This is a genomic window from Ideonella alba, assembly GCF_018069845.1.
GTDB classification, from domain to species: Bacteria; Pseudomonadota; Gammaproteobacteria; order Burkholderiales; family Burkholderiaceae_C; genus Ideonella; species Ideonella alba.
The window spans coordinates 29,741-42,967 of sequence record NZ_JAGQDD010000010.1; the positions used below are offsets into that span (position 1 = coordinate 29,741).

The 13,227-nt window shown below is 72.3% G+C and carries 9 protein-coding genes; 6 read left to right on the forward strand and 3 right to left on the reverse strand.

Annotated elements, in window-relative coordinates; translation table 11 throughout:
- Window position 1: 1 nt before the first annotated feature.
- Both KAK03_RS14325 and KAK03_RS14330 read right to left on the reverse strand, forming a co-directional pair.
- Entirely contained in the window at window positions 2-2,296 is a 2,295-nt protein-coding gene (locus KAK03_RS14325; RefSeq protein ID WP_210854635.1) for an ATP-binding response regulator, read from the reverse strand.
- A 63-nt stretch (window positions 2,297-2,359) separates the two neighbouring features.
- Complete coding sequence (locus KAK03_RS14330; RefSeq protein ID WP_210854636.1) at window positions 2,360-4,558, reverse strand: TonB-dependent receptor plug domain-containing protein; 2,199 nt, start codon at window positions 4,556-4,558, stop codon at window positions 2,360-2,362.
- Between the two features lie 102 nt (window positions 4,559-4,660).
- On the opposite strand from KAK03_RS14330, the gene KAK03_RS14335 reads away from it, so the two are divergent.
- The 3 genes from KAK03_RS14335 to KAK03_RS14345 all read left to right on the forward strand — a co-directional run bounded on the left by KAK03_RS14335 (window position 4,661) and on the right by KAK03_RS14345 (window position 8,066).
- Window positions 4,661-5,140 (forward strand): retropepsin-like aspartic protease family protein, encoded by a 480-nt coding sequence (locus tag KAK03_RS14335; protein WP_210854637.1) that lies wholly within the window; start codon window positions 4,661-4,663, stop codon window positions 5,138-5,140.
- Window positions 5,137-6,039 carry an aminoglycoside phosphotransferase family protein gene (locus KAK03_RS14340; RefSeq protein WP_210854638.1) on the forward strand — a complete coding sequence of 301 codons (903 nt, stop codon included), beginning with the start codon at window positions 5,137-5,139 and terminating at the stop codon, window positions 6,037-6,039. The genes KAK03_RS14335 and KAK03_RS14340 overlap by 4 nt, the downstream gene beginning before the upstream one ends.
- Window positions 6,040-6,350: 311 nt before the next feature.
- Window positions 6,351-8,066, forward strand: coding sequence for a DEAD/DEAH box helicase (locus tag KAK03_RS14345; protein WP_210854639.1), 1,716 nt, complete (start codon window positions 6,351-6,353; stop codon window positions 8,064-8,066).
- On the opposite strand, the gene KAK03_RS14350 is transcribed toward KAK03_RS14345, so the two are convergent.
- Window positions 7,985-10,045, reverse strand: a complete 2,061-nt coding sequence (locus KAK03_RS14350; protein WP_210854640.1) for a M3 family metallopeptidase — start codon at window positions 10,043-10,045, stop codon at window positions 7,985-7,987. The two genes, KAK03_RS14345 and KAK03_RS14350, sit on opposite strands and share 82 nt — an antisense overlap.
- Window positions 10,046-10,166: 121 nt before the next feature.
- On the opposite strand from KAK03_RS14350, the gene KAK03_RS14355 reads away from it, so the two are divergent.
- From KAK03_RS14355 to KAK03_RS14365, 3 genes are all read left to right on the forward strand, one after another.
- Window positions 10,167-10,721, forward strand: coding sequence for a YaeQ family protein (locus KAK03_RS14355; protein WP_210854641.1), 555 nt, complete (start codon window positions 10,167-10,169; stop codon window positions 10,719-10,721).
- Window positions 10,722-10,863: 142 nt separating this feature from the next.
- On the forward strand, window positions 10,864-12,945 hold the full coding sequence (locus tag KAK03_RS14360; protein ID WP_247661172.1) for a prolyl oligopeptidase family serine peptidase: 2,082 nt from the start codon (window positions 10,864-10,866) through the stop codon (window positions 12,943-12,945).
- 5 nt (window positions 12,946-12,950) lie between these two features.
- The gene (locus KAK03_RS14365) at window positions 12,951-13,226 is read left to right on the forward strand and encodes a GNAT family N-acetyltransferase (protein WP_210854724.1); all 276 of its coding nucleotides are present in this window, start codon (window positions 12,951-12,953) and stop codon (window positions 13,224-13,226) included.
- Window position 13,227: the final 1 nt, after the last annotated feature.

Genomic DNA, 13,227 nt, shown 5'->3' on the forward strand with positions numbered 1-13,227 from the left:
CTCAGCGCCGCAGCGCCGCCACCACGGCCGAGAACAGGGCGTCGGTGCCGAAGGGCTTGTGCAGCACCGGCCAGCCCAGGGCCTCCAGCACGGCCAGATCGGCGGGTGCGGTGTCCCCCGTGATCACCAGCACCGGCACGTCGGCGTGGCGCGTCGCCAGGCAGTCGACCACAGCACGGCTGTCACCGTCGGGCAGGCGCTGGTCGGTCAGCAGCAGCGCCGGCGCCTCGTTCAGCGCGCCCCGACCCAGCGCCGCCCGCAGCGCGCCCAGGTCGCGGTAGGCCTGCACCAGCGCCCCCCAGCGCTCCAGGCGCAGGCGCAGGGTTTCACGCAGCGTGTCGTCGTCGTCCACCACCACCATCCGGCGGCCGCCCAGGCTGCGCACCGACAGGCGCTGCGGCACGGGCGGCGCCGGTGGCGCACCGACCAGCGGCAGCAGCAACCCGAAGCAACTGCCGCGACCCGGCGCCGAGCGCAGGTCCACCGACGTGCCCATCAGCGCCGCCGCGCGCCGCACCAGCGCCAGCCCGAGGCCCAGGCCGCCGGCATGGCCCTGGCCCGGTTCCAGCTGGACGAACTCCTCGAAGACCTGGGCCTGGCGCTCGGGCGCAATGCCCACGCCGGTGTCCCAGACCTGCAGCAGCACCGCCGAGCCGCGCCGCCGCGCCGACACCAGCACCCCCCCCTGCGCGGTGTGGCGCACCGCATTGCCCACCAGGTTGCGCAGGATCTGCTCCAGCAGCACCGGATCGGCCTGCACCGTCCAGCCACCGGCGCGCGCGCGCAGGCGCAGGCCGCGGGACTGCGCGGCCGCGGCCTCGTCGGCCAGCACCGACTCGACCAGGGCCTGCAGCGGCACGGCACGGGGCCGCGACTCGACCTGCCCGGCGTCGAAGCGCGACAGATCCAGCAGGCCCTTGAGCAGCCGCTCCAGCGCCTGGGCCGAGGCGGCCAGGCGGTCCAGCAGGCTGCGCTGCCCGGCATCGATGTCCTCGCGCTCGCGCATCAGGCCGGCCAGCAGGCCGATGCTGGCCACCGGCTGGCGCAGGTCGTGGCTGGCGGCGGCGATGAAGCGGGTCTTGGCGGCGTTGGCCGCCTGCAGGTCGCGGGTGCGTTCGGCCACCCGCAGCTCCAGCTGCTCGCCGTGGCGCTCGGCCACCTCCAGCGCGTGCACGAAGCGGCGCAGCAGCACCAGCGCCACACCGGCCATCAGCACCGGTGTCAGGTAGGGCAGCCAGAAGCCGTCGTCGGGCGACAGCCAGCCGGCGTAGTACAGGTAGTCGTGGCCGGCCGACAGCAGCAGCAGCGCCAGCGCCGCTTCGATCACCCGGCGTGGCCAGGGCGGCATGCGCCGCACCAGCGACCACAGCCGCCAGGCCGACAGCGCGGTCAGCACGATCGCGGGCGGGTACATCCAGATCCGCAGCTCGTCGAGCCGACCGCTCAGCGTGCCCGCCACACCGGCCAGCGCGTACAGCGCCCAGGTCAGCCCCACCACGCGCAGCGCGCGCCGATGGGGTGGTGGCTGGCTGGCCACCCAGGCGAAGGCGACGATCAGCGCCACCGAGGTGCCCTGCGCCAGGAAGAAGCCCAGCGAGCCCAGCATCGACGGCTGCGCGCTGGCTTCACCGTAGTAGGCCAGGTTGCGCAACGACACGATCAGCATCAGCAGGCCGAAGAAGCCCATCAGCCGCTCGTCGCGCCGCAGCCACCAGACCAGCAGCGTGAACAGCGCCAGGCCGCTGACCGCCAGGTTCATCGCATAGGGCAGCGACTCGCGCCACCAGCGCATCCGGCGGTCCAGCGGCTCCAGTTGCTCGGCCGGCCCCACCCAGGGCGCGCTCAGGCCGGCGGCCGACCGGTGCAGGTCGGCGCGCAGCAGGATCTCATTGGGCCCGGCCCGCAGCAGGCCGGATGGCACGGTGATCCAGCGCGAACTCACGGTGCGGGGCAGCGCCGGGCGCCGGCCGATCTCGCGGCCGCTGACCCGCTCGCCGTTGATCAGCAGTTCATGCTCGGTGGGCAGGCGGTCGAAGCGCAGGGCCCACAGGCCCTGGGGCCGGGCCTGCAGCGTCAGCGACAGGCGCAGCTCGATGCGCTCGGCCTGGCCGGCGCGCCACTGCAGCGGCAGCGCCACCGGCTGCCAATCGTCCTGGCCATGGCGCTGCTCGGCCTGCAGCAGTTGCAGTCCCGACGGCGCCTCGACCGCCTGGGGCCAGGCCATCAGCGGCCACATCAGCGCCGCCAGCACCAGCACCCAGGCGCTGCACCAGCCCTGCAGGCCTGCCCGGTTCATGCCGGGATTGTGCGCCGCAGGCGCCCCGCGGGCCATCGGCCCGATGGGTGAGGCGGGCGCGCTCTAGAGCTTCAACTCCAGCTGGGAGCGCAGACTGAGGTAGGTCTCGTTGCGCGACAGGCTGGTCTCGCCAAAGCTGGTGCTGCGGTTCAGCGCATCCTCGGCGGCCAGGTTGGCGGCGCTCAGGCGCAGCCGGGCCCACGGGGCGATCTGCCACAGCAGGTAGGCATCGACCGACTGCTTGCGGTTCTGGCTGACCCATTGCCGCTCGTCCAGGCGGGTGGCGTAGCCGGGGGTCCAGTTGACGCTGGCGCCCACCGTCAGCGGCGTGCCGGCGATGCGCCAGTCGGCGCCGGCATTGAGCGTGGCGCCGGGCTGCTGGTCCAGCCGGTTGTCGGGCCCGGGCACGCCGTCCACCTGCGAGCGGAACAGGCTGGCGTTGGCGCGCAGGTCCACGGCGGGCGCGTCGGGCCACCAGGTGCGCAGGCTGCCTCGCGCCTCCAGCTCCAGCCCGGTGGTCCAGGCGTCGCCCACATTGGCCGGCCGGGCCACCCAGCGCGGCTGGTCCGACCAGGGCACGGTTTCGAGCGTGGTCAGCGTGCGCATCAGGCCGCTGATGCGGCGGTGAAACAGGTTGGCACTGAGCAGCCCCCCCGCGGGCAGGTAGCGCTCGAGCGCGATGTCGATGCCCGACGCCAGTTCGGGCTGCAGGTTCGGGTTGCCGGCGCGGTCGGGGCTGGTCGGGGTGTTGGGCCCGGGTACCGGGTAGCGGTTCGACAGGTTGGGCAGGGCCATCAGCTGTCCCAGCTGGGGCGCCTTGTAGCTGCGGGTGATGCTGATGCGCAGTTGATCGCGTCCCTTGGGGTCGGGCTTCCAGACCGCATGCAGCAGCGGCGTCCACACCGAGGAGCGGTTCTCCGGGTCGCCGCCGCCGATGTCCTGGCCGCGGGTGGTGATGCCTTCCCAGCGCAATCCGCCGGACAGCGCCCAGTTCGGGTTCAGGTTGAACTCGTCCTGCACATAGGCCGCGGTGCGCAGCGAGCGCGCGCTGAGTTCGGTGCCCAGGGTCTTGAGCTGCGGCACGCCATCCTGCAGCGTCTGGCGCTCCTCGTTGCGCTGGGCGCCCTCCAGCTCCAGCCCGGCCACCAGCTGATGGTCGCCCTCGAGCAACTGGCTGAACTTGGCGTTCAGGTGCTGGCTGCGCTCACGGCTGTCGCTGCGTTCGTCGAGCGTGCGCCGCAGCTGTCCATCGGCCTTGAACTCCTGGCGTTGCGACAGACTCTGGCTGGTGTTCAGGCCCACGCCGCCACGCCACTCGATGCGCCCACCGCTGGCCAGGTTCTGGCGCCACTGGCCGTTCAGGCGCAGCATGCGGTGGGTGAAGTCACTGTCGGTGAGGCTGGTGGCGTAGCGTGGCGCATCGCCGTTGTCGTCGCGCAGCACCTGCAACTGGCTCTGGCGCAGGCTGTCATTGCCGGCCACCATGGCCGAAGGCATCAGCATCAGCTGGTCGCCGCCGGGCAGCTTCCACTGCAGGCGCGCGTTGCTCCACACACCGCGTCGGCGGCCATCGCTCTGGCTGTCTTCGAGCCACTGCTCACCGGTGGCGCTGGTCTCGGTGCTGCCGGCGTCGTAGCGCCGCGCGTTCCACAGCGAGACGGAGGCGCTGTAGGTGAGGTCCTCATCGATGCGGTCATCGCGCGACCACGAAACATTGCCGCCCCAGCGTCCGGCTTCAGTGCCCAGGCCCAGCTTGAGGTCGTTCAGGCGCTTGCGGTAGCCCTCTCGCGTGATCACGTTGATCGTGCCGGCGATCGCGCGGGCGCCGGTCTCGGCGGTGGGGGCGCGGATGATCTCGATGCGCTCGACCTGGTCCGGGTCCAGCTGGTCCAGCGACAGGCCGCCGCGCACCGCCTCGCCGTCGAGCAGGATCTGGGTGTAGCCGCCGCCCATGCCGCGCATGCGGATGTTGCCGCCGCGACCGCTGCGGCCATCCAGCGTGACGCCGGGCAGGCGCTTGAGCAGCTCGCCCAGGGTGCTGTCGCCATAGCGCTCGATCTCGTCGCGGCCGACGACGATCTTCGAGGCGGTCGAGCGCCGGCGCGCCTCCAGGTCCTCAGGGCGTGCCGCCTGCACCTCGACCTGCTGCACCGCACTGGCGGCCGGGGCCGGCTGGGGGACTGACTGGGCCAGAGCGGTGGACGACAGCAGCGGCAGCGCCAGGGAAGCCAGCGGCCAGGGTGTGGGACACGGACGGGGCATGCAGTTCGCCGCGGGGGCGGCACTCGTGACGGGGAGGGAAGGATGGGGCGACCCATTGTGTTCCAGCCGCCGGGGCAAAGTTCCGCCCGCTACCATCGGGCGGTGAACGAGTTCCCGCGCACGCTGAAACTGCTGACCATCTGGCTGCTGCTGGGCACCCTGGTCTTCCTGGGTGTCCAGGCGCTGCTGCACGAGCGCCAGCGCCCGCGGCTGACGATCAACGGCGGCCAGGTCACGCTGCAGCGCGGCCCGGACGGCCATTTCCACTGGCCCGGCACCGTGGACGGGCGCGAGGTGGTGTTCCTGGTCGACACCGGCGCCACGACCACCGCACTGCCCGGCGCACTGGCGGCCCAGCTGGGGCTGCGGCGAGAGGGTACGCTGCAATCGCAGACCGCCGGCGGCACGGTCATGGCCTGGCAGGCGCGCGCCGAGGTGGGCCTGGCCGGCGGGCTGCGCTTCAGCAACCTGACGGTCACCGTGATCGACCGCATGAACGGCCCGCCGCTGCTGGGCATGGATGTGCTCAAACGCCTGCGCCTGGTGCAGGACGGCGCCACGCTGCAGGCCAGCCTGCCATGAACGAGGCGGCGCTGCTGGCGGCATGCCGCCGGTTGGCGGCCACGCTCGGTCTGGGGGCCGTGCAGCCGCAGGTGATCGGTCGCCACAGCAACCTGGTGGTGCACCTGGCGCCCAGCCCCTGGGTGCTGCGGGTGGCCACCGGCACCGCCGGGCCGCGCGCCCAGGGCGGCCATGCCGAGCGCGAGTTGCGTCTGCTGCGCCACCTGGCCGAGCGCGGTGCCCCGGCACTGCCCCCGGCGCCGCGCGCGCTGGCCGGGCCGCACCGGGTGGACGGCTGGTCGATGACGCTGTGGCCGCTGCTGGCGCTGGCGCCGCAGCCGCCCGAGCCGCAGGCCGCCGGCCGCGCGCTGGCGCAGTGCCACGCCGAGCTGGCCGCCCTGCCCCACCGCGGCCGTGACGACGACCGGCCCTGGGCCCCGCTGGACGAGGCCCTGCGCCTGCTGGCGCACCCGCTGGTGCGCCAGCGCGCCGCAGCGCCTGACCTGGCCCTGGTGGGCCAGCGCCTGCAGGCCCTGGCCGAGCGACTGCGCGCCCACCCGGCGCCGCTGCAGTGGCTGCATGGCGACGCCCACCGGCAGAACGTGCGCCAGGGCACGGGCGGCGCCCTCTGGCTGGACTGGGAAGACGCCTGCCTGGGTCCGCTGGAGTGGGACCTGGCCGGTCTGGTGGCGGCCAGCCGCGTGCTGGGCCAGGAGGGCGACTGGCCCGAGGCCGCGCTGGCCGGCTGGCGCAGCGTCGGCCGGCCGGTGGACGAGGCGCTGCTGGCCGACTGCATCGAGGCGCGCACCGCGTTCGTCTGCGCCTGGATCTGGTGGCTGGGCCCCAACGATCCCCTGCGTGCGCCCCGGCTGGCGGGGCGCCTGCAATGGCTGCGTGCAAAAAATCCGGGTTTGTCCTAGAATGGCGGACTGCACTGAAAAAAGTCCTGTCGGATCCATCACCTCACCGAGCCTGCCGTCTTGCGGCCAGGCCTCGAGTGGCGGTGCCACCGCCGGTCAGCACTTTCCTCGTTGCTGATTCGCGCATTTCCCCTGACCTCCCCCTGGTTTTGTGGCTGTCTGGTTCACACCAGTGCAGTGCATTGAAGGCCTGACGACGCCCGCCGCGGTGATCGCAGGCGTGGTCGGTGGCAATGTAGTTTTGAGCCCCACCGCGCTCCGCGTCGTGTCCCACCGATGGGCCACGCCGGTCGCCTTTTTGCCAAGAAATCATGAGTTTTGAATCGCTCGGCCTCGACGAGGCCCTGGTCCGCGCACTGACCACCGCCGGCTACGAAAAGCCCACCGACGTCCAGGCCCAGGCCATCCCCGCCGCGCTGGCCGGCAAGGACCTGCGCGTGTGCTCCAACACCGGCAGCGGCAAGACCGCCGCCTTCGTGCTGCCCGCACTGATGAAGGTCATCGCCGCCCGCAAGGATCCGGCCAACAAGCCCAAGAAGGGTGAAGTCAAAGGCCCGCGCATCCTGGTGCTGGTCCCCACCCGCGAGCTGTCGATGCAGGTGGCCAAGGCGGCCTCCAACTATGGCCGCTACGTGCAGTGGCTGAGCGTCACCAGCGTGGTCGGCGGCGTGCCCTACCCGGCCCAGCTCAAGGCGCTGCGCGGCCCGCTGGACATCCTGATCGCCACGCCCGGCCGTCTGATCGACCACATCCAGAGCGGCAAGGCCGTGCTGGAGAATGTCGAGATGCTGGTGCTCGACGAAGCCGACCGCATGCTGGACATGGGCTTCATCGAGGACATCGAGCACATCGCCGAGCAGTTGCCGCGCCACCGTCAGACCCTGATGGCCAGTGCCACCTTCGCCGGTGAAGTCGGCCGTCTGGCCCAGCGCCTGCAGAAGGAAGACGTCGAGCGCATCGAGATCGCCGCGCACACCGAAAAGCACGAGAACATCGCCCAGCAGATCATGTGGGCCGATGACCTGGACCACAAGCATGCGCTGCTGGACCATCTGCTGACCGAGCGCGAAGTCGACCAGGCCGTGGTCTTCACCAGCACCCAGATCGACGCCGACCGCCTGGCCGACCGCCTGGGCGAGATGGGTCACTCGGTGGCCGCGCTGCACGGCGGCATGCCCCAGGGCCGCCGCAACCGCGTGCTCCAGGGCCTGCGTTCGCGCCACCTGCGCATCCTGGTCGCCACCGATGTGGCAGCGCGCGGCATTGACGTGCCCACCATCACCCACGTCATCAACTACGGCCTGCCGCTCAAGGCCGAGGACTATGTGCACCGCATCGGCCGCACCGGCCGCGCCGGCCGCTCGGGCCGGGCTGTGACGCTGGCCGAGCGCCGCGACGTGCCGATGATCAAGCGCATCCAGCACTACACCACCCAGGCCATTCCGGTCGGCACGGTGGTGGGCCTGGAGCCCCAGCGCCCGGCGCCTGATCTGGTCGGCCGCCCGCCGCGGGGCGGCGCACCGCGCGGCCAGAGCCGCAACTACGGCGGCCAGCAAGGTGGCGGCCGTTTTGCCAATGAGCGTCCGGGCCACTTCGGCGGCCGCGGCAGCCATGGCCCGCACGGCCAGCCCGGCCAGGGCCAGCGCGGCCCGCGCCGCGACGACGCCTTCGGCCAGGGCCCGCACGAGCGCACCAACCACGAGCGCCGCGAAGCCGCGCCCTGGGAGCGCCGTGGCGAGCCGCGCAACGACCGCCGCGACGACACCCGCTTCGACCCGCGTTTCGACCGTGGCGGCGAGGCCCCGCGCTTCGAGCGCAACGACGCGCCCCGATTCGAGCGCCGCGACGAGCGCCCCACCCCCGGCGGCCGCCCGTTCGAGCACCGCGGCCCGCGCCGCGAGGGCGACGGCGCCGCGCCGCGCCACCACGCGGGCGGCCCGCGTCCTCAGGCCGACGCCGGCTCGAGCAAGCCGCGCTGGGCCAGCAAGGGTTCGATGCCCGCCGGTCGTCCGCGGAAGTCGATGTAAGTCTGCTGCGGTGCGACCGAGTCGCCCGCCGCATAGACATGGCGCAGCAGCCGCTGCGCCACCTGCGGATCGAATGGATCACCGGCCTCGACGAAGGCGTTGAACGCATCCGCGTCCAGCACCTCGGCCCACAGGTACACGTAGTAGCCCGCGGCATAGCCGCCGCCGGCGAACAGGTGCTGGAAGTGGCACAGCCGGTGGTTCATGCCCACCACCTCGGGCAGGCCGATGCGCTCGCACACCTGCGCCTCGAAGGCGGTGATGTCCGCCGGCGGCTCGGCCGCCGCGTGGGCCTCCAGATCGACCAGCGCGCTGGCGGTGTAGCGCAGCGTCTCGTAGGCCTGGCACCAGCGCTCGGCCGCCTGCAGCTTGTCCACCATCGCCCGCGGAATCGGCTCGCCGGTCTGCCAGTGGCGCGCATGGCGCTGCAGCACGCCCGGCTCCATCAGCCAGTGCTCGTAGAGCTGCGAGGGCAACTCGACGAAGTCGCGCAGCACCTGCGTGCCGGCCAGCCGGTGGTAGCCGGTGACCGACAGCAGGCCATGCAGGCCATGGCCGAACTCGTGGAACAGCGTGCGCGCGTCGTCCAGCGACAGCAGCGTGGGCTCGCCCGGCGCAGCGCGCGAGAAATTGCAGTTGTTCAGGATCACCGGGCGCAACGCGCCGCGGTTGCGCGAGCCGTACTGGAAATCGCTCATCCAGGCGCCTGAGCGCTTGGTGGGTCGCGCGAAGTTGTCCTGCAGGAACAGGCCGCGGCTCTCGCCCGCCGCATCGAACATCTCCCAGGCCACCACGTCCGGGTGGTAGCCGGCGATGTCGGCGCGGCGCTCGAAATGCACGCCGAACAGACGCTGCGCGCAGTCGAACATCGCCTCGACCAGGCGGTCCAGCGACAGATAGGGTTTGACCGCCGCTTCGTCCAGGGCATAGCGCTCGGCGCGCACCTTCTCGGCCCAGAAGCGCCAGTCCCAGGCCTGCAGCGCATGCCCCGCGCCGTGCTGCCGCATGCAGTCCTCGACCAGCGCGCGCTCGCCGTCAAACGCACTGCGCGCGCGGCGCCAGACCTCGCCCAGCAGCTCGCGCACCGCGCCCTGATGGCCGGCCATCGCGTCGGTCAGCGCATGGTCGGCAAAGCTGGCCTGGCCGTGCATCGCCGCCTGGCGCTGGCGCAACTGCAGGATGCGGGCGGCGATCGGCCGGTTGTCGTGCTCGCCGGGGTGTTCGCCGCGCGCCACCCAGGCACGCCAGACCGTCTCGCGCAGGTCGCGCCGCTCGCTGAAGGTCAGGAAGGGCACGACCATCGAGCGGCTCAGCGTCACCAGCCGGCTGCCTTCGGGCAGGCCGCGATCGATCGCCGCCTGGCGACAGGCCTCTCGGAAGAAGTGGGGCAGCCCGGCCTGGTCGGCCTCGCCGTCCAGCAGCAGGCCATGGCCGTTCTCGTCGGCCAGCACGTTCTGCCCGAAGCGGGCGTTCAGCTCGGCCAGCTCGGCCACCAGTTCCTGGTACGCCTGGCGCTGGGCGGGCGCAAAACGCGCGCCGGCGCGCAGCGCATCGGTGTGCAGGCGCTCGACCAGCCGGCGCTGTTCCGGGCTCAAGCCCAGTTGCTCGCGCCGCTGGTGCAGCTGGTCCAGCCGGGCAAACACGCCGGGGTGGGTGCGCACCGCGGTGTCGTGGGCCGCCATCGGTCCGGCCACGGCGCGCTGCACCGCCTGCAGCTCGGGCGAGGTGTGCGATGCGGTGAGGTTGCCCAGCAGCGCATCCAGCCGGTAGAGCAGTTCGCCGGAGCGGTCGAGCGCGGCGGCGGTGTTGTCGAAGTCCACCGGCTCGGCCTGGGCCGCCAGCGCATCGAGCTCCTCGCGGTGTCGGCGCATCGCCTCGTGCAGGGCCGGCTCGAAGTGCTCGGCGCGCAGAAGGTCAAAGGGGGGCAGGCCGAACGGGCCATGCCAGTCGTTCAGCAGGGGGTTGTCGTTCTGGGTCATGCGCAGGCCCGCCGGCAGCGCGGGCGGTGTCGGAGGTGAGGGCCGGATGATGCCAGCAAGGCCCTTGACTGCAGGCCTGTCAGGGTTGATCCGGACGGGGCCCGTACACTCCCGGCCCACCATGGCCCTCAAGTCCACCATCTTCAAGGCCCAGCTGCAGATCGCCGACATGGACCGCTCGGTCTATGCCGACCACGCCCTCACGCTGGCCCGCCACCCCTCCGAGAACGACGAGCGCCTGATGATGCGCCTGCTGGCCTTCGCGCTGGCGGTGCCCGCCGATGAGCTGCGCGGCCGCCTGGAGTTCACCGCCGGCCTGTCCGACACCGAGGTCCCCGACCTCTGGCAGAAGGACCTGACGGGCGAGCTGGTGCAATGGATCGAGGTGGGCCAGCCCGATGACCGCCGGCTGGCCAAGGCCTGCTCGCGCGCCGAGCGGGTGCTGCTGTTCGCCTATGGCAGCTCGACGCCGATCTGGTGGCAGGCCCTGGCACCCAAGGTGGCGCGGCTGGACCGCCTGACGGTCTGGCAGGTGCCGGCCGAGGCCAGCAAGGCGCTGGCCGGCCTGGCCCAGCGCAGCATGCAGCTGCAGGTCACGGTGCAGGACGGCCAGATCTGGGTGGGCGACGGCCAGGAGACCGTCGACTTCGAGCCGCGGCGGCTGATGCCCGCATGAGGTTCGCGGGCGGCGGCGCTCGCCTATGATGGCCGGCGTCGCGCGGCGCCAACCCGGCGCTGCGTCCCCTGGCATCCCCTGACCGCCCACCGGCGCCCCGACGACGATGTCTCTTGCCCTCCGCCTGCTTGCGGCGCCCCTGATGGCGCTCGCCCTGACCATGAACGCACCGGCCCAGACCCCCGCCCCCGATCCCCACCTGTGGCTCGAGGACGTCAGCGGCGATGCCGCGCTGAACTGGGTGCGGCAGCGCAATGCCGCCAGCCGGCCCGTGCTCGAGGCGCACCCGGACTTTGCCGCCAACCGCACGCGCCTGAAGGCGATCATGGACTCGAAGGAGCGCATCCCCTCGGCCAGCCGCCGCGGTGAGCACTTCTACAACTTCTGGCAGGACGCGGAGCACCCGCGGGGTCTGTGGCGCCGCACGCCGCTGGACCGCTACGCCCAGCCGCAGCCCGAATGGGAGCTGCTGCTGGACCTGGACGCCCTGGCGCGCAGCGAGGGCGAGAACTGGGTCTGGAAGGGGGCGCAGTGCCTGGGCGGCCGCTCCAGCCGCTGTCTGCTGCTGCTGTCGCGCGGCGGCGCCGATGCCACCGTGGTGCGCGAATTCGACCTGGCCACGCGCGCCTTCGTGGCCGACGGTTTCCGCCTGCCCGAAGCCAAGTCCAGCGTGTCCTGGATCGACGAGCAGCAGGTGCTGGTCGGCACCGACACCGGCCCGGGCAGCCTGACCGACTCGGGCTACCCGCGCGTGATGTGGCTGTGGAAGCGCGGCCAGCCGCTGGCCGAGGCGCAGCGCGTCTTCGAAGCGCAGCCCACCGATGTCTCGGCCGACGCGATCGTCGACCACACCCCGGGCTTCGAGCGGGTGATGTTCCAGCGCGCGATCGACTTCTACCGCAACGAGCTCTTCCTGTGGGAGCGCGGCGCGCTGCAGCGCCTGGACAAGCCGGCCGATGCCGACCTGAGCTTCTGGAAGGAGCGCGTGCTGCTGCGCCTGCGCAGCGACTGGACCATCAGTGGCCAGCGCTGGCCCGCCGGCTCGCTGCTGGTGGGCGACGCGGCCGCCTACCTGGCCGGCAAGCGCCAGTTCACCGCGCTGTTCACGCCCACCGCCACCCGCTCGCTGGCCGGCTACTCCACCACCCGCAGCCGGGTGCTGATCGACGTGCTCGACAACGTCGCCGGCCGCGCCGAGGCCTGGACACCCGGCCCCGGCGGCTGGAGCCGGCGCGAGATCCAGGCCCCCTTCCCCGGCACCCTGTCCACCCGCAGCCTGCACGACCCGCAGGTGGCCAGCGACCCGCTGGCCGAGGGCTTCTTCGCCAGCTACACCGATTTCCTCACCCCCGACACGCTGTACCAGGGCGATGCCGGCGGCGGTGCGCTGCAGGCGATCAAGGCCCGGCCGGCCTTCTTCGATGCCAGCGGCATGCGCGTGGAGCAGCGCTTCGCCACCTCGAAGGACGGCACCCGCGTGCCCTACTTCATCGTCTGGCCCAAGGATGCCCGGGCCGATGGCCAGCACCCCACGCTGCTGTACGGCTACGGCGGCTTCGAGGTGTCGATGAACCCCTGGTACTCGGGCGGGTTCGGCACCGCCTGGTACGGCAAGGGCGGCGTGCTGGTGGTGGCCAATATCCGCGGCGGCGGCGAGTTCGGCCCCGCCTGGCACCAGGCCGCGGTGCGCGAGGGCAAGCAGAAGAGCTACGACGACTTCATCGCCGTGGCCGAGGACCTGGTCGCCACCCGGGTCACCTCGCCGCGCCACCTGGGCATCATGGGCGGCAGCAACGGCGGCCTGCTGATGGGCGCGGTGATGGTGCAGCGACCCGACCTGTTCAACGCCGTGGTCTGCCAGGTGCCGCTGCTGGACATGCGCCGTTACCACACGCTGCTGGCTGGGGCCAGCTGGATGGCCGAATATGGCGACCCGGACAAGGCCGAGGACTGGGCCTTCATCTCGCGCTACAGCCCCTACCAGAACGTCAAGGCCGGCGTGAAGATGCCCAAGCTGCTGTTCGTCACCAGCACCCGCGACGACCGCGTGCACCCGGGTCATGCGCGCAAGATGGCGGCGCGCATGATCGAGCAGGGCCATGAGGTCCTGTACTACGAGAACATCGAGGGCGGCCACGGTGCCGGCGCCGACAACGCCCAGCACGCCGACCGCATGGCGCTGGAGTTCGCCTTCCTGTGGCAGCAGCTGGGGCCGGCGCCGTGAGTGGCCTGGCCATCACCCACCACGCCGACATCGGCCGCTTCGAGGCCATCGTCGAGGGCCAGCGCTGCGAGGCCGACTACCGTCTGCAGGACGGCGTGATGGTCATGACCCACACCGGCGTGCCTCGCGCGCTGGAAGGCCGCGGCATTGCGGCCCAGCTGGTGTCGGCGGCGCTGGCGCATGCGCGCGCCCAGGGCTGGCGCGTGCGCCCGCTGTGCAGCTATGTGGCGGTCTACATGCGCCGCCACCCCGAGACGCAGGACCTGCTCGAGGCCCGCTGAG